Origin of the sequence: Streptomyces sp. CA-111067, assembly GCF_050956065.1 — a bacterium.
GTDB lineage: Bacteria > Actinomycetota > Actinomycetes > Streptomycetales > Streptomycetaceae > Actinacidiphila.
On record NZ_CP192103.1, the window covers coordinates 3,382,118 to 3,403,384 of the forward strand.

General features: G+C 73.3%; 17 protein-coding genes. 7 read left to right on the top strand and 10 right to left on the bottom strand.

Features of this window, described 5'->3' with window-relative positions; genetic code table 11:
- Nucleotides 1-7 precede the first annotated feature (7 nt).
- Nucleotides 8-913: a VanZ family protein gene (locus ACQPW6_RS14640; protein WP_433890054.1), complete on the bottom strand. Its 906-nt coding sequence runs from the start codon at nt 911-913 to the stop codon at nt 8-10.
- Between the two features lie 154 nt (nt 914-1,067).
- Entirely contained in the window at nt 1,068-1,835 is a 768-nt protein-coding gene (locus ACQPW6_RS14645; protein WP_433890055.1) for an LPXTG cell wall anchor domain-containing protein, read from the bottom strand.
- Nucleotides 1,836-2,191: 356 nt separating this feature from the next.
- Between ACQPW6_RS14645 and ACQPW6_RS14650 the strand changes: the two genes are divergently transcribed.
- Nucleotides 2,192-3,847, top strand: a complete 1,656-nt coding sequence (locus tag ACQPW6_RS14650) for a DNA repair helicase XPB (RefSeq protein ID WP_433890056.1) — start codon at nt 2,192-2,194, stop codon at nt 3,845-3,847.
- A 59-nt stretch (nt 3,848-3,906) separates the two neighbouring features.
- Here the strand turns inward: ACQPW6_RS14650 and ACQPW6_RS14655 are convergent, their stop codons facing one another.
- Both ACQPW6_RS14655 and ACQPW6_RS14660 read right to left on the bottom strand, forming a co-directional pair.
- The gene (locus ACQPW6_RS14655) at nt 3,907-6,339 is read right to left on the bottom strand and encodes an FtsX-like permease family protein (RefSeq protein ID WP_433890057.1); all 2,433 of its coding nucleotides are present in this window, start codon (nt 6,337-6,339) and stop codon (nt 3,907-3,909) included.
- Nucleotides 6,336-7,088 carry an ABC transporter ATP-binding protein gene (locus ACQPW6_RS14660; protein WP_433890058.1) on the bottom strand — a complete coding sequence of 251 codons (753 nt, stop codon included), beginning with the start codon at nt 7,086-7,088 and terminating at the stop codon, nt 6,336-6,338. Before ACQPW6_RS14660 ends, ACQPW6_RS14655 begins: the two co-directional genes overlap by 4 nt.
- A 458-nt stretch (nt 7,089-7,546) precedes the next feature.
- On the opposite strand from ACQPW6_RS14660, the gene ACQPW6_RS14665 reads away from it, so the two are divergent.
- The 4 genes from ACQPW6_RS14665 to ACQPW6_RS14680 all read left to right on the top strand — a co-directional run bounded on the left by ACQPW6_RS14665 (nt 7,547) and on the right by ACQPW6_RS14680 (nt 12,098).
- A complete protein-coding gene (locus ACQPW6_RS14665) occupies nt 7,547-8,803 on the top strand; it encodes a sensor histidine kinase (RefSeq protein WP_433890059.1) in 1,257 nt (418 codons plus the stop codon).
- A 26-nt stretch (nt 8,804-8,829) separates the two neighbouring features.
- A complete protein-coding gene (locus ACQPW6_RS14670; protein WP_433894535.1) occupies nt 8,830-9,483 on the top strand; it encodes a response regulator in 654 nt (217 codons plus the stop codon).
- Between the two features lie 148 nt (nt 9,484-9,631).
- A complete protein-coding gene (locus ACQPW6_RS14675; protein WP_433890060.1) occupies nt 9,632-9,811 on the top strand; it encodes a hypothetical protein in 180 nt (59 codons plus the stop codon).
- Nucleotides 9,812-10,031: 220 nt separating this feature from the next.
- Complete coding sequence (locus tag ACQPW6_RS14680) at nt 10,032-12,098, top strand: HelD family protein (RefSeq protein ID WP_433890061.1); 2,067 nt, start codon at nt 10,032-10,034, stop codon at nt 12,096-12,098.
- Between the two features lie 93 nt (nt 12,099-12,191).
- Here ACQPW6_RS14680 and ACQPW6_RS14685 read toward each other — a convergent pair whose 3' ends face one another.
- Entirely contained in the window at nt 12,192-12,899 is a 708-nt protein-coding gene (locus ACQPW6_RS14685) for a copper homeostasis protein CutC (RefSeq protein ID WP_433890062.1), read from the bottom strand.
- Between the two features lie 449 nt (nt 12,900-13,348).
- Here ACQPW6_RS14685 and ACQPW6_RS14690 point away from each other — a divergent pair, with 449 nt between their 5' ends.
- The gene (locus ACQPW6_RS14690; RefSeq protein WP_433890063.1) at nt 13,349-16,657 is read left to right on the top strand and encodes an ATP-binding protein; all 3,309 of its coding nucleotides are present in this window, start codon (nt 13,349-13,351) and stop codon (nt 16,655-16,657) included.
- On the opposite strand, the gene ACQPW6_RS14695 is transcribed toward ACQPW6_RS14690, so the two are convergent.
- The 4 genes from ACQPW6_RS14695 to ACQPW6_RS14710 all read right to left on the bottom strand — a co-directional run bounded on the left by ACQPW6_RS14695 (nt 16,638) and on the right by ACQPW6_RS14710 (nt 19,549).
- Entirely contained in the window at nt 16,638-17,423 is a 786-nt protein-coding gene (locus tag ACQPW6_RS14695; protein WP_433890064.1) for an ABC transporter permease, read from the bottom strand. The genes ACQPW6_RS14690 and ACQPW6_RS14695 overlap by 20 nt on opposite strands.
- On the bottom strand, nt 17,420-18,421 hold the full coding sequence (locus ACQPW6_RS14700) for an ATP-binding cassette domain-containing protein (RefSeq protein ID WP_433890065.1): 1,002 nt from the start codon (nt 18,419-18,421) through the stop codon (nt 17,420-17,422). The genes ACQPW6_RS14695 and ACQPW6_RS14700 overlap by 4 nt, the downstream gene beginning before the upstream one ends.
- 95 nt (nt 18,422-18,516) lie before the next feature.
- Complete coding sequence (locus ACQPW6_RS14705; RefSeq protein ID WP_433890066.1) at nt 18,517-18,945, bottom strand: pyridoxamine 5'-phosphate oxidase family protein; 429 nt, start codon at nt 18,943-18,945, stop codon at nt 18,517-18,519.
- A gap of 61 nt (nt 18,946-19,006) precedes the next feature.
- Entirely contained in the window at nt 19,007-19,549 is a 543-nt protein-coding gene (locus ACQPW6_RS14710) for a VOC family protein (protein ID WP_433890067.1), read from the bottom strand.
- A 130-nt stretch (nt 19,550-19,679) separates the two neighbouring features.
- On the opposite strand from ACQPW6_RS14710, the gene ACQPW6_RS14715 reads away from it, so the two are divergent.
- Nucleotides 19,680-20,441, top strand: a complete 762-nt coding sequence (locus ACQPW6_RS14715) for an HD domain-containing protein (RefSeq protein ID WP_433890068.1) — start codon at nt 19,680-19,682, stop codon at nt 20,439-20,441.
- A 179-nt stretch (nt 20,442-20,620) separates the two neighbouring features.
- Here the strand turns inward: ACQPW6_RS14715 and ACQPW6_RS14720 are convergent, their stop codons facing one another.
- Nucleotides 20,621-21,223, bottom strand: coding sequence for a GNAT family N-acetyltransferase (locus ACQPW6_RS14720; RefSeq protein ID WP_433890069.1), 603 nt, complete (start codon nt 21,221-21,223; stop codon nt 20,621-20,623).
- Nucleotides 21,224-21,267: the final 44 nt, after the last annotated feature.

Sequence of the window (21,267 nt, forward strand, 5' to 3'; positions counted from 1 at the left end):
CCCTGCGTCAGTCCTCCGGCGGCGGGGGGTTGCGGCGGTTGGCGCGCTGGTACCAGTGGTTGCGGCGGGGGTGAAGGGCGCGGCCGAGGCGGCGGCCCAGGAAGAGGTAGCCGAGCAGCGCGCCGAACGTGTTGAGGATGACGTCGTCGATGTCGAACGCGCGGCCCTCGACGATCGCGCCCTGGGTCGCCTCCACCAGCACCATCACGAACGCCGTGATCACCGCGACCCGCAGCAGGCCGCGGGCGCGCGGGAAGAGCATCGGGAGCAGGATGCCGAACGGCACGCCCAGCACGATGTTCCCGCCGATCTGCTTGACCGAGTCGCGCAGCTCCGGCTGGTCCAGGTACGCGCGGATCGACGCCCCCGGGCGCAGGTTGGTGTGGATCAGGTGCACGGACGCGGGCGACGGCACGAGGGTGACCTTCGCCAGGGCCACGGCGAAGGCCACCATCAAGACGATCGCCACCGCCATGACCGCGGCGCGGGCGAGGGAGGCGGCGAAGCTGCGGCGTTGCAGAACGGGGCGGCGCGGGGCGTCGGCCGCCTTTGCGGCTCCGGTGCCTTCCGTCTCGGCCGCCGGGCGGGGGGTGCTCCGGCGGAAGCGGGACGGGGACTTCTCGATCGTGGCCGGCTGACGTACGGCCGTGGCGTTCTTGGCGGAACGGGACCGCGGCTTGGCCTTCGTCTTCAGGGCGGCGGCGGTGGGCTTGGCCGCGGGCTTGCGGGCGGGTTTGCGCGGCGGCTCCGGTTCCGCGGGCTTCGGCCTGAGCCGGGCCCGGGCGCGGGCCAACGCCCCGGTGCCCGTCGTGGGGTCGGCCTTGGCCTTCCGGTCGGCCGCCGTCGAGGCCTTGCGCCGCGTCGGGCCTTTCGGCCGCGGCGCCTCATGGAACATCGCCACTCGTACGGCCATCGACCGTGACCCCCCTCGGTAGGCACCTGTGAGCGGCGCCTACCCCGGACCGGCCGCCGTACGCCGTGAACGCGCCGCCGCGCGGCCCAACCGCCGTACCGAGGACGGCGGTACGGCGGGTACGGCGGTTGCCCGCGATCGGCGGCTCAGCGGATCAGTTGTGCCGGCCGCGCCGCCGGGTGGCCATGACGAACGCCCCGCCGAGGCCGAGCGCCCCGGCCGCCGACGCCGCCATCCACCCGATGTCGCTGGCCCCGGTGTGCGGCAGCTGCCCGGGCGTGGTGGTCGGGGGTGTGGTGGGAGGCGTGGTGGGGGGTGTGGTCGGCGGAGTGGTGGGAGGGCTCGTCGGTGGAGTCGTGGGCGGCGTGGTCGGGGGTGTGGTGGGAGGCGTGGTCGGAGGGGTCGTCGGAGGCGTGGTCGGAGGCGTCGTAGGCGGAGTGGTCGGGGGCGTGGTCGGCGGAGTCGTGGGGGGCGTCGTAGGCGGGGTGGTCGGCGGAGTGGTGGGCGGAGTGGTGGGCGGGGTTGTCGGGGGCGTCGTCGGTGGAGTCGTCCAGGTGGTGGTCGGCGGCGTCGTGGTCGGAGTGCAGGTGGTGGTCGGCGGGGTCGTGGGCGGGGTCGTGGGCGGCGTCGTCCACCCCTCGTCCCACCCCTCGTCACTGCGGCTGTCGCCGGGGCCCGAGCCGACGTCCTGCGCCGTGGCCGTCTCGGTCGCTCCCGGCTCGGGCGCCGCGCCCGCCGCCGAACCGGGGAGCAGGAGGCCGGTCGCGGCCATCACGGCGGCGGCGCCGACGACCGCGGTGGCCGCCGCGGCGGCGCGCAACCCGGTCCTGCCGCGCGGAGCGCCCGCGGCCTCGTCCGAGCCGTCGGCTGAGGTCTGTGGAGGTGGGGTGGGAGAAGGCTGCTGCGGGTTCATGGAGGACATGGCCGACAGAAAACATCAAATCGGACCCGTCCTCCCGTCCCCGCGCCGTGCCCCACCGCAGCCCACCGCCAAGGTTCGTACGGATGGGGAACAACCGGGCCCAGGGTTGGCCGCCAGGCGGGTGACAGCCGCCGTACCCAAGCGGACGCCCACGTGGCCTGCGACACGCTGTACCGCCAGCCATCCGCAGTACAATTTCCTGTTTGGACGGAGTAGCGGTTACCACGCTCGGGGGATGATCCCCGCCGCGCGACGCGTTGCCCCTGCCGGATCCACTGCTGGAATCCCCTGGAGACCCAGCCGGATTCCCCGCCTGATCCACAGCCGGATCCACAAGCGTCCGCGGAGGTAAACGCGTGTCCTGCCTGATCGTCCAGAGCGACAAGACGCTGCTGCTGGAGGTTGACCACGAGGAGGCCGACGCCTGCCGCCGCGCCATCGCCCCGTTCGCGGAGCTCGAACGGGCCCCCGAGCACATCCACACCTACCGTCTGACCCCGCTCGGCCTGTGGAACGCCCGGGCCGCCGGGCACGACGCCGAGCAGGTGGTGGACGCCCTGGTGCAGTACTCGCGCTACCCCGTGCCGCACGCCCTGCTGGTCGACGTGGCCGAGACGATGGACCGCTACGGGCGGCTGCGGCTGAGCAAGGACCCGGCACACGGCCTTGTGCTGACCACCACCGACCGGCCGGTCCTGGAGGAGATCCTGCGCTCCAAGCGGGTGCAGCCGCTGGTGGGCGCCCGGATCGACCAGGACACCGTCGCCGTTCACCCCTCCGAGCGCGGCCAGATCAAGCAGGTGCTGCTCAAGCTGGGCTGGCCGGCCGAGGACTTCGCCGGCTACGTCGACGGCGAGGCGCACCCGATCGAGCTCGACGAGTCCGACTGGAGCCTGCGGCCGTACCAGAAGCAGGCCGTGGAGAACTTCTGGCACGGCGGCTCCGGCGTGGTCGTCCTGCCCTGCGGCGCCGGCAAGACCCTGGTCGGCGCCGGTGCGATGGCCGAGGCGAAGGCCACCACGCTGATCCTGGTGACCAACACCGTCTCGGCCCGGCAGTGGAAGCACGAGCTGATCAAGCGGACCTCGCTCACCGAGGAGGAGATCGGCGAGTACAGCGGCACCCGCAAGGAGATCCGGCCGGTCACCATCGCCACCTACCAGGTGCTGACCACCCGCCGTAAGGGCGTCTACCCGCACCTGGAGCTGTTCGACTCCCGCGACTGGGGCCTGATCCTCTACGACGAGGTGCATCTGCTGCCCGCCCCGGTGTTCAAGTTCACCGCCGACCTCCAGGCCCGCCGCCGGCTCGGCCTGACCGCCACCCTGGTGCGGGAGGACGGCCGCGAGTCCGACGTCTTCTCGCTGATCGGCCCGAAGCGCTTCGACGCTCCCTGGAAGGAGATCGAGGCGCAGGGCTACATCGCGCCCGCCGACTGCGTCGAGGTCCGGGTCAACCTCACCGACTCCGAGCGGCTGACCTACGCCACCGCCGAGACCGAGGAGAAGTACCGGTACTGCGCCACCACCGCCACCAAGCGGAAGGTGACCGAGGCGCTGGTCGCCAAGCACCGGGGGCAGCAGACCCTGGTCATCGGGCAGTACATCGACCAGCTCGACGAGCTCGGCGAGCACCTGGGCGCCCCGGTGATCAAGGGTGAGACGCCCAACGCGCAGCGCGAGAAGCTCTTCGATGCCTTCCGGCAGGGCGAGCTGTCGGTGCTGGTGGTCTCCAAGGTGGCGAACTTCTCCATCGACCTCCCCGAGGCCACCGTCGCGATCCAGGTGTCCGGCACGTTCGGCTCCCGCCAGGAGGAGGCACAGCGTCTGGGCCGGGTGCTGCGCCCGAAGGCCGACGGCCACGAGGCCCGCTTCTACTCGGTGGTCGCCCGCGACACCATCGACCAGGACTTCGCCGCCCACCGCCAGCGCTTCCTGGCCGAACAGGGCTACGCCTACCGCATCGTCGACGCCGACGACCTGCTGTCCGGCGCGGAGGACGACGGCATCTAGGTGCCGGGTGGGTGCACGGCGGGGCGGCGCTTCGGCGCACGGCCCCGCCGTCACCCGCGTCACTCCGTCCGCAGCGCCGTCGCCGTCCGGGTCCGCGCCGCCCATCCGGCGGGCAGCAGCGCCCCGGCCGCGGCTATCAGCAGGCCGCCCAGGCCGAGCAGCACCATCTGCGAGGCGTGGTAGACGTCCATGTCGACCGCCGGGATCCTGGTCCCGGCCGCGTTGCCCATCGCCGGCAGGATCACCCCGTGCAGCGCCATCCCGACCGGGACCCCGACTATGCCCGCGAGCAGCCCGAGCCCGGCCACCGACGTGATCACCATCGCCACCGTCTGCCGCGGCGCCATCCCCAGAGCCTTGTACACCCCCAGGTCGTGCACCCGCTCCCGGGTGTCGAGCACCACCGTGTTGAGCACGCCGAGGCCGGCGACGAGGATCAGCATCAAGGTCATCGTCGCGATGATCGCGTCCATGGCGATGATCGTGGAGCTGTACCAGCTCGGCGTGAGCAACGCCTCGGCTTGCAGCGGTGCCAGGTCCGCGTTCAACTGCCGCAGGTACGCCGCCTGGTCGGTGCCGGACTTGAGGTCCACCGAGAACTCGGCCGGCGGGCCGTCCGACGCCCCGGCCAGGCCGACCGCGGTGAGGGTGGCCCGGTCGGTGAGCACCCGCAGCCCGTCGTTCCCGGTCGTGAACGCCTCCCCGACGATCCGCACCCGCTCGCTGCGCCCGTCGCCGTTGAGCGTCACCAGGTCGCCGACCTTCGTGTCGGTCGCCTTCAGGAAGCGGCTGGCGACCACTATCTGGCCGGGTCCGCTGAACCAGTGGCCGGCCACCATCTGATAGGCGCCCCACGCCGAGTCCCCCTGGTACACCACCGCCGTGCACGTCCCCGGCACGCCGGCGAACGTGACGTCCATGAACTCGCTGGAGAAATACCCCCGCGTCCCGGGCTGTGCGCCGATCACCCGCCCGACTGCTGTCGCGTTGGACGGCGGCCTGACCGTCCCGGATGACCCCGCCGGCGGCTTGCCGCCCGGCGGCGGCGCGTTGTGGTTGCCTGGCGCGCCGACCACCGGCCCCGTGCCGTGCACCGTCACATCGCCCGGCGTGTCACGGTTCAGGGCGTGCTGGACGTTGTTGAGCGAGGCGCCGAGGCCGTAGGCGAAGGTGACACCGACCGCACCGAAGAGGATCGCGGCGCCGATCGTCAGCGACCTGGCCGGCCGGGCGAACGGGCTCGCCAGCCCCAGGCTCAGCGCTCTGGGCAGCGGCAGCCGGCCGGCCAGCCTGGCCACCGCCCTGCCCTGCCCGACCCGCGGGGTGCGGCCGATGGCGATCGCCTCGACGGTCCGCAGCCTCCCGGCCCGCAGCGCGGGCACCAGCGCGGCGACCACCACCATCGCGAGCACCCCGACCGGCACGACCACGTCGATCCAGCCCGCCACCGTCAACGTGCCGCTGTCGTAGGCGTCCTGGGCCTGCGCCAGCAGCGGGACCGCGGCCAGGTTGCCGACCACCAGCCCCAGCGCGGTGCCGACGGCCGCCGGGACCAGCGCCTGGCCTACATAGGCCCGGCCGACCTGCCCCGGGGTGAAGCCGAGCGCCTTCAGGATGCCGATCCTGCGGGTGCCCGTGCTGACCGCGCCGCTCACCACCATCCCGACGATCAGTACCGACATCGCCAGGCCGAGTACACCGAAGGCCGTGACGAACGGGACGAAGGTCGCCGACTCCTGGACCGCGGTCGCCTTCACCACCAGGTACGAGAGCGCGCCGGTCAGCGAGCCCGCGGGCGCCGCCGCCGCGATCGCCGAGCGGTCGGTGGCCATCTGCGCGCTGCTGCCTGCCTTCGTGAAGCGGTACAGCATCTGCTGGTCAGGTGTGCTGCCGGGCGCGGTGAGCGCGGCGATCTGCGCGGGCGCCACCCAGGCGTCGGCGGTCTTGGTGGCCGAACGGGCCAGTCCGACCACGGTCAGTACCGGCTTGCCGGGCAGCGAGTCGAACGTGACCTTCTCCCCCAGCGCATCGGCCCTGGCCCAGCCGTCGGTCAGCACGATCTGGCCCGGCCCGGTGGGCCAGTGGCCGTGGGTGACCTCCAACCGGTCCACCGGCCCGCCCGCCTGCGGGCGTCCCGCGATCGTCAGCGGCGTCACCGGCGGAGAGGGTGCGCCCTGCGGCGCGCCGGCGGGCGGGGGCATCTGCGGTCGGGCCACGACGACGGCGAACGGCCCGGCGCTGCTCGTCACCCCGGCGGCCTGCGCGGTGGTGGCGACCTGCGCCGCGGTGGCCTTGGCTCCGCTGAACCGGGCGGTCAGCTGGGAGCCGTGCTGCTTGCCGAACTCGTGGTCGAACGGGGCCTGCGAGGACACCACGAGTCCGAGGGCCATCAGCGAGGCGGCCACCGCCATCATGGTGGTCAGCGCCATGACCACGCTCTGCACCCGCCGCCGCCCGACCCCGGCCCGTACGACCTTCCCGAGCGCGCTCATCGGCCTGCCGCCGTCTCGGCGCGCGGGTGGCGGCTGTCCCGGGTGATCCGGCCGTCGACCAGTTCTATCGTGCGGGTGGCGCAGCTCTCGGCCAGGGACAGGTCGTGGGTGACCAGCAGGATCGTCTGGCCGTCGGCGTTGAGATCGGTCAGCAGCTGTCTGACCTCCGCGCCGGACGCGGTGTCCAGCGCGCCGGTGGGCTCGTCGGCGAGCAGCAGGGCGGGGCGGTTCATCAACGCGCGGGCCACGGCCACCCGCTGGCGTTCGCCGCCGGACAGCCGGCCGGGATATGCGGCGGCGTGCCGGTTGATGCCGAGATAGCCGAGCAGTTCGGCGGCCCGGTCGCGGGCGCCCGACCGGTCCTGGCCGAGGAGTTGGGCAGGCAGCAGCACGTTGTCCAGCACGGTGAGGTCGTCGAGGAGGTTGAAGAACTGGAAGACCATGCCGATCCGGTCCCGCCGGTAGCGGGCCGAAGCGGTCTCGCTCAGCTCGTCCACCCGCACGCCCGCGACGGTGACGCTGCCCTCGGTCGGCCGGTCGAGACCGGCGATCATGTTGAGCAGCGTGGACTTGCCGCTTCCCGACGGCCCCAGAACGGCCAGCGCCTCGCCCTGCCGCACCTCGAGTGACAACCCGTCGAGCGCGGGCGGCCCCTCGTCGTATCTCTTGCCGACATCGCGGATGTCGATGACGGGTGAGCCGCTGACGCGTGCGGATGAACTGCCGTCGCTGCCTTGCCTGCTGGTCACGAGGTCCTCCGTGAGAGTGCCTTTCGACGGTTCGCCCGCCGGTCTTCGACGCTACGTATCGGGCCGGTCGCGGCACGTCACTCTCCGTGCCGATCATGGGTACGGTGCCAGGAGGATGCCGCCGCAGGTCATACCGCAGGCGTACGTGATCGGCGTAGCCCCAGATCGAAAGACGCCCCGCTGGGACGACGTGCGGGCCCGGGACGAGTTGGCACACTGAGCGATGTCAGGAAGACAGGCGGGACGGCCGGTGTGGGGAGGCGGGCGAGGTGGAGAGCGGAATGGGTGGTGCGATCGCCGCCGCGACGAGCGGCCCGGGCGTGACCGGCGGCGCAGGCGGTACGGGCGGCGCGGGCGGATCCGACCCGTCCGGCCGGCGGGGGTTCCTCAGGCAGCGCGGGCGCCTCGCGCGGGGCGCTCGCCCGCGGCTCAGGCTGTCACAGCGGGTGCCGGTCGGCTTGCAGAGGCTCTCGCGCTGGACGTGGACGGCCGACGTCTTCCTCGCGGTGTTCCTCGCGGCCTTCACGGTCGAGAGCGCCACCCGCCAGTACCGCTTCGTCGACGACATGCAGCACCGCCCCTTCGATCCCGGCGATGGCACCGTGCCGCCCCCGCCGCCGCCACCCGACCTCGTCGGTCAGGCCGGCCATCTGGTCTCGGTGTCGGTGCCGCTGTGGGCGCTGGTTCTGGTCTCGGCCACCGCGCTGCCGCTCGCGGTGCGGCGCCGCTACCCGCTGGCCGCCTTCTGGGTCATCTTCGGCGCGACCCTCGCCTTCCACGCCTCGACCAATCCGACCGAGGACACCAACGGCCCCACGCTCTTCACCTTCGTGTCCACGCTGGTCGCGGCCTACAGCGTGGCGGTCCACGGTGCCAAGCGCCGGGCCCAGGTGCTGACCCTGACGCTCGGCACCGTCTTGATGCTGGGCTTCCACCATGCGACGATCCCGGCCATCTCGCCCGGCTTCGTGCCGTTCCTGCTGCTGGTGCCGGCCGGGCTGGCGGCCAACACCGTGCACACCTGGCGGCAGCGGGTGAAGACGATGGAGACCGAGCACGAGGCGGCGACGCTGCGGGCGGTGGAGCAGGAACGGGCCAGGATCGCCCGCGAGTTGCACGACGTGGTGACGCACAACGTGAGCATGATGACGGTGCAGGCCGGCGCGGCCCGCAAGGTGATGGCCAGCTCGCCGGACGACGCACGGGAGGCGCTGCTCGCGGTGGAGGCCGGCGGGCGGGCGGCGCTGTCGGAACTGCGGAACGTCATGGGGCTGTTGACGATGGGCGCGGATCCGGACGACCCGGCGGAGGTGGAGCTCGCCCCGCAGCCCGGTCTGGGGCAGGTGGGCGTGCTGGCCGGGCGGATACGTGACACCGGCGTGCCCGTCGAGCTGACCGTGTCGGGCGACCCGGTGCCGCTGCCTCCAGGAGTGGATCTGGCGGCGTACCGGGTGGTCCAGGAGGCACTGACGAACACGGTCAAGCACGCGGTGGGCGCGGCGGTGCGGATCAGCGTCGAGCATGCTCGCGACGAGGTGCGGATCGAGGTCGCCGACACCGGCGGGTCGGCGGCGGCCTCGGCCGCCGCCGGGAACGGGCGCGGGCTGATCGGGCTGCGGGAGAGGCTGGCGGTCTATGGCGGCACGCTCGACGCGGGGCGCCGGATAAGCGGGGGTTACCGGGTGCGGGCTGTGATTCCGATGGGGGACGTGTGAAGTCGAACGACGCGGCGGGCGCGCCGATGCGGGTGGTGATCGCCGACGACCAGTCGCTGGTGCGGAGCGGTTTCAAGATGATCCTGGAGGCCGACGGGATCGAGGTGGTGGAGGAGGTGGCGAACGGCGAGGAGGCCGTCGCGGCGGTCCGGCGCACCCGACCCGACCTGGTGCTGATGGACGTCCGGATGCCGATGCTCGACGGCCTGGAGGCCACCCGGCGGATCCTGACCGGCGGCCCGAACGAGCCTCGGGTCCTGATGCTGACCACCTTCGACCTCGACCGGTATGTGTATGCGGCACTGACGGCGGGGGCGAGCGGGTTCCTGCTCAAGGACGTCACACCGGAGTACCTGGTGTCGGCGGTCCGGCTGGTCAGGGCCGGCGACGCGCTGCTCGCCCCGGTGATCACCCGCCGGCTGGTCGAGCGGTTCGCTTCCCGCGACGCGGCGGCGGCCACGCTGCACCGGGATCTGGCGGCGCTGACGCCGCGCGAGCTGGAGGTTCTCCAGGTGATGGCGAAGGGGCTGACGAATGCGGAGGTGGCCACGCGGTTCCGGCTGAGTGAGGCGACAGTGAAGACACATGTGGGACGGATTCTGGCGAAGCTCTCGCTGCGGGACCGGGCGCAGGCGGTGATCGTGGCGTACGAGACCGGTTTGATCACGCCGGGGTCATGAGGCGGGGAACGGGCGCCCGCGGCCGGGTGTCGGGGATGACCCTGACGGCCGGGTCAGGGTCCGGTGTCAGCCCGCAGGGGGAGCCGGGGCCCACAGGGTCCGCCCTGAGCCCGACGTGCGGCGATGCGGGATTTCGTACGGTGGAGATATGGCTTCTACGACATTTCATACGGGTCCGGCGACAGCAGTCCACGGCGGTACGGCGCTCGGCGCGGGATCGTCGGGTTCGCGGCACCGGGTGGGCAGCGCGGTCCGCGCGGTGCGGGTTTTCGTGGTGACGGCGGTCGAGATCGTGGTGCTCGGCGGGGACGGTCTGCGCCGCGCGTGATCGCGCACGGCGCCTAGCGTTGCGGGACACGCCTGGCGGTTCTCCGGGCAGAGGACGCGGCGGCTGGCGGGCGGCGGGTAATTCATTCGACCGACCCGTGCCGGACACGTATGATTTCGCGTCTTGCCGCCTCCCTGGGAACACGGGAGTGCCGCCGGCCGGACGGAAACCGGGCGGCACACGCCAGAAACGAGTCCATCCCGCAGCCGGAGGCAAAACCGTGCCCTCGCACGCCCAGAACACGCACCTCGACGACCCGCTTCAGCGTGAACGCGACCACCTCGCCTCCTCCCGGGCCGCGCTGCGCGCCATGCGCGCGGACGTGGAGTCGCTCGACATCTCCGACGTCACCGGCAACTGGGTCAACGCCAAGATCCTGGCCGGTGAGATCGACTCCCGGATCAAGGCGCTGGCCGACCTCGCCGGCACCCCGCTCTTCTTCGGCCGGCTCGACTACCAGCACGCCCCCGGCGTCGAGGTGTCCGAGGGTGCCGACGGCGAGAGCTTCTACATCGGGCGGCGGCATGTGCACGACGCCGGCGGCGACCCGATGGTGATCGACTGGCGCGCGCCGGTCTCGCAGCCGTTCTACCGGGCCACCCGCAACGACCCGCAGGACGTGGGGCTGCGCCGACGGTTCGGCTACACCGGCGGCGACCTCACCGCGTACGAGGACGAGCACCTGACCGACCCGGCCGAGGCCGACACCACGAGCAAGCTGCTGCAGAGCGAGATCGAGCGCCCGCGCGTCGGCCCGATGCGGGACATCGTGGCGACGATCCAGCCCGAGCAGGACGAGATCGTCCGGGCCGGGGCGAACGGCACGGTGTGCGTGCAGGGCGGCCCCGGCACCGGAAAGACGGCGGTCGGCCTGCACCGGGTGGCGTTCCTGCTCTACGCGCACCGGGAGCGGCTGGCCCGCACCGGGACGCTGGTGATCGGGCCGAACAAGTCGTTCCTGCAGTACATCGAGCAGGTGCTGCCGGCGCTGGGCGAGCTCCAGGTCAAGCAGGCGACGGTGGACGACCTGGTCGCGCATGTCGAGGTGCGCGGCACCGACTCCTCGCTCGCGGCCCGGATCAAGGGCGACGCCCGGATGGCCGAGGTGCTGCGCCGGGCGGTGCGGTCCGGCATCCGCCGGGAGCCGGCCGAGCCGCTGGTCGTGGTGCGCGGCTCGCGCCGCTGGCGGCTGCCGGTCTACGAACTGGCGGAGATCATCGGCGAGATGGCCGACCGGGAGATCCGTTACGGCGCCGCGCACGACGCGCTGCCGCAGCGGATCGCGCACGCGCTGCTCGTCCAGATGGAGCGGTCGGGCGAGGCGCCCGACGACCGGGTGCAGGACGCGGTGGCCCGCAACTCCGCGGTGAAGGCGCTGGTCAAGGAGTGCTGGCCGCCGGTGGATCCGGCGAAGACGGTGCTGCGGCTGCTGTCGGACCCGGAGTTCCTGGCGCGGGCGGCCGACGGCCTGCTCACCGAGGACGAGCAGGTGGCGATCCTGTGGGCCAAGCCCGCGCGGGGGCTGGCCTCGGCGAAGTGGTCGGCGGCGGACGCGGTGCTGGTGGACGAGGCGCGGGACCTGGTGCAGCGGACCGGTTCGCTGGGGCATGTGGTGCTGGATGAGGCGCAGGATCTGTCGCCGATGCAGTACCGGGCGGTGGGGCGGCGGTGCTCGACCGGCTCGGCGACCGTTCTGGGTGACCTCGCGCAGGGCACGACGCCGTGGGCCACCGCGTCGTGGGACGAGGCGCTGACGCATCTCGGCAAGCCGGAGGCCCGGATCGAGGAGTTGACGCGCGGCTTCCGTGTGCCGCGCGGGGTGATCGCGTTCGCGTCCCGGCTGCTGCCGGCGATCGCTCCCGGGCTGGCCCCGGTGGTGTCGGTGCGGGAGTCCGCCGGGGAGCTTGAGGTCCGGGAGGTCAAGGCCGACGGGCTGGACGCGGCGGTGATCGGGGCGTGCGAGGAGTCGCTGGCGCAGGAGGGGTCCACCGGGCTGATCGCCGCGGATGCGCGGATCCCGGCGTTGGCCGCTGCGCTGGGCGCCGCGGGGATCGCGTACCTCGCGCCCGGCGAGGAGACGTCGGCCGAGGCGCGGCTCACGCTGGTGCCGGCGTCGCTGGCGAAGGGGCTCGAGTACGACTTCGTCGTGCTGGACGATCCGGCGGCGATCGTCGAGGGCGAGCCCGACACGCGCACGGGCCTGCGCCGGCTCTACGTCTCACTGACCCGCGCGGTCTCCGCCCTGACAGTCCTCCACAGCGCGCCCCTCCCGGCCGCCCTCACCTGACGCGCCACACGCGCCCGCAGTCCGGCGCCCCGGCGCGCCACCGTCGTGGCCGGTCGCGCAGTTCCCCGCGCCCCTTCGGGGCCCGGGGCCGGGCTATGCCTCTTGGAGGGTGTCGAGGGCGGCGCGCCATTCGCGGACGGCGTCCGGGGAGACCGGGCCGGCCCAGCCCGCGGGGCGCACCGCGCCGCCGACGTGGAAGGCGTCGAGCCCCGCCGCCCGCAGCCGGGGCACGTGCTTGAGCAGCAGGCCGCCCCCCACGAGCAGCCGGGGCTCGTACCCCGGCTCCCCCACCCGCGCGGCCTCGGCGCAGAGCACCGGCAGCCCCGTCGTGACGCCGTCCGCCGACCCGGCGGTCAAGTAGGTGTCGAGCCCCGGCAGGCCCGCGAGCTGGAGCCGCACCGCGTCCCGGTCCGCGGCCCGGTCGAAGGCGCGGTGGAACGTCCACCGGCACCCGTCCAGGACGTCGACGAGCGCGTGCACCGCTTCCAGGTCGGCGTGGCCGCCCGCGTCGAGGAAGCCGAGGACGAACTCCTCCGCGCCCTCCGCCCGCAGCCCCTGCGCGGCCTCGCACAGCGCGTCGAGCTCGCGCGCGTCCGCGACGCCGAACCCGTCGGACAGCCGCAGCATCACGCGCAGCGGGATCTCGACGGCCGCGCGAATCGCCCCGAACGTGGCCCGGGACGGGGTGAGCCCGTCGGCCGCCATATCGGTAACCAGTTCGAGGCGGTCCGCGCCGCCGTCCCGGGCCGCTACGGCATCCTCCGCGCCGAGGGCGATCACCTCGAAGATTGGTCTAGACATATGAGCAAGGGTGCCACACGCGCCACTCCCACGCGAGAGGCGGGCCACTCTCGGGAGTGACGCTCAGCGAACGTCCCACCATCTTCCGGGACAGAACGTCACGCCACGGCGACCGGCCGCCCGAAACTCACCGCCACCACCCGCACGGCGGTCCCGCCCGGACGCCCCGAATCCTCGTCGGCGAGCCCGCCGTTGACGCCCCCGGCCAGGACGCGCCCGGCAGGGGCGCGGGGAACTGCGCCGCCGGCCCCCCACCGGCCGGTGGTCCGGCAACAACAGCAACTGCCCCTCCGGGCCGGGCGCCGTGCGCGCCACCGTCGCGGCTGAGCGCGCAGTTCCCCGCGCCCCTAATGGGCCCCGGCTCGCGCCCGGCGAGGGGAACCTCCCCGGTCAGGACGGCCCCCGCCAGGGCGCGGACGGCAATGCCGGGGCCAGGCTAACCTGCAGCGGTGAGTCCCGACCTGGTCCTTCTTCCTCGCGTCGCCTATCGGCGACAGGAGATCACCGCGCCGCGCCTGCGCGCGCTGCTCGCGCTGCTCGCCGGCGACCTCCGCACCGGGTGCAGCAGTGAGCGGCTGGTGGAGGGGCTGTGGGTCGGGGAGCTGCCGGAGCGGCCGGGGAAAGCGTTGCAGGTGCTGGTGTCTCGGGCGCGGGCGCAGTTGGGGGCGGACGTCATCGTCAGCACGCCCAACGGGTACCGGCTCGGCCTCGCCGAGGAGCAGGTCGACAGCTCCGCCCTCCTGCTGCACGCCGCCACCAGCGCCGACCGCGCCCGGTCAGGCGATCACGCCGGCTCGCTCGCCGCCGCCGAGGCGGGGCTCGCGCTGTGGAGCGGGACCACCCGAGCCGCGAGGGACAGCGACGACCCCGTCGAGAACCTGCGCGCCGAGCGCGCCCCCACCCGCGACACCCTCCTCCGCGCCCAAGCCCTCGCCCTCGCCCGCCTCGGCCGCCACGCGGAGGCCGCCGGCCCGCTGGCCGTCACCGCCGCCGCGCACCCCCGCGACGAGGAGGTCCTCGCCGAACTGCTGCGCGGCAAAGCGGCCACCGCCGGCCCGTCCGCCGCGCTCGCCCGCTACGAGTCGTACCGCCGCGAGTTGCGCGAGGACCTCGGGTCGGATCCGGGCGCCGCGCTCAAGGCCGTGCAGCAGGAGTTGCTGCGCGGCGACACCCCCGCCGTCCGGTACGGCGTTCCGCACGAGCCGAACCAACTCCTCGGCCGGGACGCGGACATCGCGGAGGTGGAACGGCTGCTGCGCGCGTCCCGCGCCGTCACCGTCGTCGGGCCCGGCGGCCTGGGCAAGACCCGGCTCGCGCACGCGGTGAGCCGCCGCGCCGAGCAGCGCGTGGTGTGCTTCGTGCCGCTCGCCGGCGTCACCGCGGACGCGGACGTGGCCGGCGAGGTGTCCTCCGCGCTCGGCGCGGGCAGCGGCCCCGCCGACCCCGCACCCAGCCCGGCCGGAAACCCCCCGACCGCCGCGATATCCGGCATCCTCAACGCCCTCGGCCCCGGCCCCGCCCTCCTGGTCCTGGACAACTGCGAGCAGGTCATCCGCGGCGCCGCCGACCTCGTACACGCCCTGGTCTCGTCCGCCAAGGACCTGCGCGTGCTCGCCACCAGCCGCTCCCCGCTCGGCCTCACCTCCGAATCGGTGTACGCGCTACCGGAGTTGGGCCCCGACACCTCCATCCAGCTGTTCACGCAACGCGCGAGGGCCGCCCGGAGCGGTGTGGCGCTGCCGCCGGACGCGGTGGCCGAACTGTGCCGGCAGCTCGACGGCCTGCCGCTGGCCGTGGAGTTGGCCGCGGCCCGGGTACGCGCGCTGTCCGTGCCGGAGATCGCCCGCCGCCTCGGCGACCGGTTCGCGCTGCTGCGCGGAAGCGCCCGGGACGTTCCCGAACGCCACCGCACCCTGCACGCCGTCGTCGAGTGGAGCTGGAACCTGCTCGACGAGGACGCCAGAGCGGCGCTGCGCACGCTGTCCGTCTTCCCGGGCGGCTTCTCCGGCGACGCGGCCGAACACGTCCTGGGCGAGGACGCGTTGTTCCTGTTGGAGCAGTCGGCCGACCAGTCGCTGCTGACCGTCGAGGACACCGCGTCCGGCGTGCGGTTCCGCATGCTGGAGACCGTACGGGAGTTCAGCGCGGCCCGGCGCGCGGAGGCCGGCGAGGAGGACGTGGCCGTCGGCCGATTCCTGTCCTGGGCGCGGGACTTCGGGGTCGCGCACCACGACGCCCTGTTCGGCCGCGAACCCCGGACGGCCTGGGAGCGGATCAGGCCCGACCACGACAACCTCGTGCTGGCCCTGCGGCACGCCCTGGCCCGTGACGACGGCCCGACCATCGCCGCCCTGACCGCCATGCTCGGCGCGCTGTGGTCCACCGACGCCAACTTCCCGCGCCTCAGCGCCCTCGCCACCGACACCGGACCGCCGCTGTCGCACTACCACCCGGAGCCGGAGTACGTCGAAGTCACCCGGGCCGCCGCGGTGGTGTGCACGGCGAGCATGCTCATGGGCTACGGGCCGCGCGCCGTACGCCAACTCGTCACGCTCCGGCGGCTGCCCCCGGCCCCGCCCGACACACTGCTGCGGGCCACTGCCGTCGTGCTGAGCGCGATCCCCGACATGCGTCCGCCGCACTACGAGGGACTGCGCGCGCTGTGCGATGGGGAGGGCCAAGTCGGCGGCGGCGCAAAGCCGTTGGCGGCAGGCCAAGTCGGCGGCGGCGCACAGCCGTTGGTGGCCGGCCTCGCCGAGTGCGTCGCCAGCTACGTCTGGGAGTACGAGCACGAGGTCGACCGCGCGCTCGACTCCGCGCACCGGATGGTCACGGCCCTGGCCAGCGTCGACAGCCCGACCGTCCAACTCCTCGTCCACTCCCGGCTGGCCGAACTGTGCCTGCGCACGGGGCAGGGCCAGCCGGCCTACGAGCACCTGAGGGCGGCGCTCGACGCGCTGCCGCGGCTCGGCGACGGGCACGACTACATCGGCATCCGCTCCGCCCTCGTCCTGGCCTGCCTGCAACGCGGCGAACCCGACGAGGCCGAGCACTGGCTGCGGCAGGCCGAGGCGGAGAGCGGCAGCACCCAGCGGCAGGACGACTTCTACATCTACGGCACGGACCTCGGCGGGCGGGCCGAGATCGCGCTCACCCGCGGGCTGACGGAGGTCGGACTGGGGTTGTGGCGCGGCGCCGTGGAGCGGATACCCGGGGCGGGGCCGGCGGGCGGCTTCGAGAAGGCCCCGGTGGACGGCATAGGGGACGGGACGGCGGACGGGTCCGTCAACGGCTCGGCCGTCGGCACGGTGGACGGCGACGAACCGTGGCTCGACCCGTGGACGTTGCAGGTCCAGTCGGCCGCGGTGACGGCGCACGCGCACGCCGGCCGGCTCGAACTCGTCTCGGGGCTGGTCGAACGGCTCCGGCAGCGGCTGCTGCTCTCCTCCGCCCCGCCCGCGCCGATGGAACTGCCCCTGTTCGGGACGGTGTTGCACGCTCTCGGCATGGCGGAGCTGGCGTCCACGGGCAACGCCACCAGCGAGGCCGGGCACCCCGTCCCCGTACGGATGATCGCGCTGGCCGAACGCCTCGGCGTACTGCGGGAGTTCCAGCCGACGATGTCGGCGGCCCGCGCCCGGCAGGCGGCCCAGAACGCCGACGGGGCGGCATACTCCGACGCGCTCTCGGAGTACACCGCCCTGAAGCGGGACGAGTTGTGGGCCGCGGTCCGCGCCCTCACCTCGGGTCGCGGTTGAACAGCGCGGTGGTCCAGCGGTAGCCGAGCGCCGTCAGGCCGACGCACCACAGGATCGCGATCCACCAGTTGTTGCCGATGTCGGTGCCGAGCAGCAGGCCGCGCAGCGTCTCGATGGCCGGGGTGAACGGCTGGTACTTGGCAACCGGTTGGAACCAGCCCGGCATGGTGTGCACGGGCACGAACGCGCTGGAGATCAGCGGGAGGACGATCAGCGGCAGCGCGTTGTTGCTGGCCGCCTCCGCGTTGGGGCTGACCATGCCCATCCCGACCGCGATCCAGGTGAGCGCGAGGGCGACGAGCGCGAGCAGTCCGAACGCGGCCAGCCACTCCAGGGGCGTCGCGTTCGAGGACCGGAAGCCGATGGCCACACCGACGACGCCGACCAGGACCACGCTCGCGATCGACTGGAGCACGCTGCTGATGACGTGGCCGATGATCACCGAGCCGCGGTGGATGGCCATGGCGCGGAAGCGGGCGATGATGCCCTCGGTCATGTCGTTGGAGACGGAGACCGCGGTGCCGACCACGGTGCTGCCGATGGTCATCAGCAGCAGACCGGGGACGATGTAGGCGATGTAGTCGGAGCGGTCGCCGCCGCCGATGCTCGCGCCCATGGCGTCGCCGAAGATGTAGACGAAGAGCAGCAGCAGCATGATCGGGGTGAGCAGCAGGTTCAGGGTGAGGGACGGATAGCGGCGCGCGTGCAGCAGGTTGCGGCGCAGCATCGTGTTCGAGTCGCGTACGGCCAGGGCGAGGGTACTCATCGGACGGCATCCTTGGGCTGGTGGGGAACGGTGTCGGCGCTACCGGCGGGGGCGGGGTCGGCGTCGGTGCCGCCGGTGAGGGCGAAGAAGACGTCGTCGAGGTCGGGGGTGTGCACGGTCAGTTCGTCGGCCTCGACGCCGGCGGCGTCCAACCAGTCGAGGATGGAACGCAGTTCGCGCTGGCTGCCGCCGCTGGGGATCTGCAACGAGAGCGCCTCGTCGTCCCGGCTGACCTCGCGCAGCGCGGAGGCGGCGGACCGGTAGGCGTCGGGGTCGGTGAACCGGAGCCGGACATGGCCGCCGGGGATGAGCCGCTTCAACTCCTCGGCGGTGCCCTCCGCGGCGATCCGTCCGTCGCTCAACACGGCGATGCGGTCGGCGAGTTCGTCGGCCTCGTCCAGGTACTGGGTGGTGAGGAAGACGGTGACGCCGCCGGCGACCAGCTCGCGGATGATGCGCCAGGTGTTGTGCCGGGAGCGGGGGTCGAGGCCGGTGGTCGGCTCGTCGAGGAAGATGATCCGCGGGCTGCCGACCAGGGTCATGGCGATGTCGAGGCGGCGTTTCATGCCGCCGGAGTAGGTGGAGGCGGGCTTCTTGGCTGCGTCGGTGAGGTCGAAGCGCTCCAGGAGTTCGGCGGCGACCCGCCGCCCGTCCCGGCGGGGCAGGTGGTGGAGGTCGGCCATGAGGAGCATGTTCTCCTCGCCGGTGATCAGGCCGTCCACGGCGGAGAACTGCCCGGTGACGCCGATCGCGGCGCGGACGGCCTGCGGGTCGGTGGCGAGGTCGTGGCCGCCGACGCGGAGTTCGCCGGCGTCGGCGGAGACGAGGGTGGAGAGGATCTTCACGGCGGTGGTCTTGCCGGCGCCGTTCGGCCCGAGGAGGGAGAAGACGGTGCCTGCGGGCACGGCGAGGTCGATCCCGTCGAGAACGGTCTTCTCCCCGTAGGCCTTGCGCAGTCCGCCGGCCGCGATGGCCGGTTCGGTGTTCGTTGTCGTCATGCCCCGAACCCTGCGGCCACCTGCCTTCACCCCGGTTCCAACCCGGTTTCACCCTCCTGAAACCGGCGGCCTCGGCAGCCGCCGGAGGCGGGGGGTCAGGTCCAGGAGCCCAGGTCGGCGGTGTGCCAGTGGGCGGGGCGCATGCGGATCACCACGTGGTCGGACATCTCGGTGACCGCCATCTGCACGTAGCGCTCCAGTGACTCGCCTGACAGGTAGCGGGCGGCCAGTTCGCGGTGGTGGGCGGGGGTGCCTTCGGTGATCTCGGCCACCGGGCCCTCGACCGAGACGTAGCGGGTGGTCGGGCTCGTGCGTTCGACCAGGAGGCTGAAGCGGCCCGCCGACCGGATCAGTCTGCCCTTGACGGAATCCGCGCCGGTCAGGATCCACGGCAGCCCGCCGGGCTCGTAGCCGAACCAGATCGGTACCACCAGCGGCCCGCGCCCGTCCTCCCCCGCGACGCCCACCGCCGCCGTACGGGGCTCGGCCAGAAACGCTTCTCTCTCTTCGCGTGTCAGTGCCATACATCCACCGTAGCCACGCCCACTGACAAGTCCACTGACAACCCGCTCCACCGCGAAGGGCTCAGCCGCCGTCGCCCGCCCTCCGCACCGGCGCGCTGCTGCGCCCCCGGCCCCGGGCGGCCAGCTCCGCGTCCAGGGTCTCCTGGGCCACCCGCATCACCCGGGCGTACTCCGGCTCCTGGAGCCGCCTCCACATCTCGTCCTCGGCGATGTCCTCGACCCGGCTCACCACCCACCAGATGTTCCCGAACGGGTCCTTGATCCGCCCGCCGCGCTGCCCGAAAGCGTCGTCCGCCACCGCCGTGACGATCCCGGCCCCGGCCGCCGCGGCCCGCGCGAACACCTCGTCCGCGTCGGCGACGAACACCCGCAGCAGGCTCGGCATCACCGGCCAGTCCGCGTGCCGGTCGAAGGCCAGCACGACGGTGTCGCCGACGCGGATCTCGCCGTGCCCGATCTGCCCGTCCTCGGTCGGCACCCGCGCGAGTTCCCCGCCTCCGAACGCCGCCGTGACGAAGTCCAGGAAGGCCCCCGTGTCATCGGTGACGACCCAGGGCGCGACGGTGGTGTAGCCCGCCGGCGTGGTCGTGGTCTGCTCGGGCATGACGGTCCTCTCGCTGGGGTTGCTCCGGGGTCCACGCTAGGAGCGAACGAGGTCAGCTTCTGTCCTCGATGCCCGCCGCCCGGCGTCCCCGGTCCCCCGCCGCAAGCCCGCGTGGCGCAGAATTGCGGCCATGTCGAATTCCGCCGGCCCGACCGCCGCCTCCCACCCCCGTCATGACGCCCTCCTCGCCGAGTGGTGCGAACTGGTGCGGCGCTGCCGGCATGAGGACGGGTACGGGACCGGGAACGGGGTCGCGAACGGAGCCGGGAACTGGGTCGCGAACGGAGCCGGCGGCGGCGCGCGGGACGGTGGCGGCGCGCCGGATCCCGAACCGTACGGGCGCGACCTGCTGGCCCGCTGGTCCGAACCCCAGCGGCGCTATCACACGGTCGACCACCTAGTCGCCGTCCTCGCCCGCGCCGTCGAACTGACCGGGTACGCGGACGATCCCGACGCCGTCGCGCTGGCCGCCTGGTTCCACGACGCCGTGTACCGGCCCGACCGCAGCGAGAACGAGGAGCGCAGCGCCAACCTCGCCGAACGCGCCCTGCGCGAGGCCGGGTTGGACGAGGAGAAGACCAACGAGGTCGCCCGGCTCGTACGGTTGACGACCACCCACGACCCGGCCGACGGCGACCACAACGGCGAGGTGCTGTGCGACGCCGACTTGGCCGTCCTCGCCGGAGGCCCGGCGGACTACGCCGACTACGCGGCGGCCGTACGCGCGGAGTACGGCTTCGTACCGGATCCCGACTTCCGCGCCGGGCGCGCGGACGTCCTGCGCCAACTCCTCGCGCTGCCAAGGCTGTTCCGCACGCCGTACGGGCAGGACAAGTGGGAGGCGACGGCCCGGCGCAACGTGGGTACGGAGTTGGAGCTGCTGGAGGCGTGACGCGCAGGCCGACCGCCGTCAACTGACCCCCGGTTCCCGGCCTGGCAGCCGTGAGCCAACCGCCGTACCGGGCCCCGACTCCCGACCCGGCCGCCGTCAACCCGCCGCCGCACCAGGCCCGTTGGCCCGCCTCAGCCAGCCGCCGCACCCGGCCCCGGCTTCCGACCCGGCCGCCCGCCCTAGCCAGCCGCCGTACCCGGCTCCGGATCCCGCCCCGGGCGGTCGAGCCGCCACACCACGTCGATCCCGACCCCCGCCGGCGGCCCCGGCGGCGTCACCTGCTCCCGGCCCACCTCGCGGAAGCCCAGCCTGCGCGGAATCGCCCCGCTGGCCGTGTTGGCCACGTCGTGCGTGATCTCCAGGTGGTCGACCTCCTCCTCCGCCAGGCCGAACATCTCGGCGATCACCGCCTCCGTCGCCCGGGTCGCGATGCCCTGCCCGGTGACGGCGGGGTGCAGCCAGTAGCCCAACCGCCAGGCCCGGCCCTCGACTTCGGCCGTCCGGTACGCCTGGTACATGCCGGCGAGGGCGTCGTCCTTGGTGATCGCGTAGTTGTACACCTCGCCGTTCTCCCACCGGGTCTCGCACCGCGCGAGGAAGTCCCGGGTGCGCCGCACGCTGTGCCCGCCGGCCCACTGCCCCCAGGGCGTCAGGTGCTCAAGCGACTCCGAGATCAGCGTGAACGCCGGAACGAGGTCGCTCTCCCCCCGCCAGCAGCGCAGCGCGAAGTCCCCGCAGTCGATCAGCTGCCTCGGTCGTGTCCGTCGTCCGGGTCGCTCCATGAGGCCGATTGTTTCGCGGCGGAGCGGCTCCCTTCGCCAGGGGT

What these genes read in the sequence shown, in the direction of transcription:
- ACQPW6_RS14720 (WP_433890069.1), bottom strand. Translation starts at nt 21,223, where the DNA reads ATGGAGCGACCCGGACGACGGACACGACCGAGGCAGCTGATCGACTGC.
- ACQPW6_RS14715 (WP_433890068.1), top strand. Translation starts at nt 19,680, where the DNA reads ATGTCGAATTCCGCCGGCCCGACCGCCGCCTCCCACCCCCGTCATGAC.
- ACQPW6_RS14675 (WP_433890060.1), top strand. Translation starts at nt 9,632, where the DNA reads ATGGCTTCTACGACATTTCATACGGGTCCGGCGACAGCAGTCCACGGC.
- ACQPW6_RS14645 (WP_433890055.1), bottom strand. Translation starts at nt 1,835, where the DNA reads ATGTCCTCCATGAACCCGCAGCAGCCTTCTCCCACCCCACCTCCACAG.
- ACQPW6_RS14655 (WP_433890057.1), bottom strand. Translation starts at nt 6,339, where the DNA reads ATGAGCGCGCTCGGGAAGGTCGTACGGGCCGGGGTCGGGCGGCGGCGG.
- ACQPW6_RS14705 (WP_433890066.1), bottom strand. Translation starts at nt 18,945, where the DNA reads ATGGCACTGACACGCGAAGAGAGAGAAGCGTTTCTGGCCGAGCCCCGT.
- ACQPW6_RS14640 (WP_433890054.1), bottom strand. Translation starts at nt 913, where the DNA reads ATGGCCGTACGAGTGGCGATGTTCCATGAGGCGCCGCGGCCGAAAGGC.
- ACQPW6_RS14710 (WP_433890067.1), bottom strand. Translation starts at nt 19,549, where the DNA reads ATGCCCGAGCAGACCACGACCACGCCGGCGGGCTACACCACCGTCGCG.
- ACQPW6_RS14700 (WP_433890065.1), bottom strand. Translation starts at nt 18,421, where the DNA reads ATGACGACAACGAACACCGAACCGGCCATCGCGGCCGGCGGACTGCGC.
- ACQPW6_RS14670 (WP_433894535.1), top strand. Translation starts at nt 8,830, where the DNA reads ATGCGGGTGGTGATCGCCGACGACCAGTCGCTGGTGCGGAGCGGTTTC.
- ACQPW6_RS14685 (WP_433890062.1), bottom strand. Translation starts at nt 12,899, where the DNA reads ATGTCTAGACCAATCTTCGAGGTGATCGCCCTCGGCGCGGAGGATGCC.
- ACQPW6_RS14695 (WP_433890064.1), bottom strand. Translation starts at nt 17,423, where the DNA reads ATGAGTACCCTCGCCCTGGCCGTACGCGACTCGAACACGATGCTGCGC.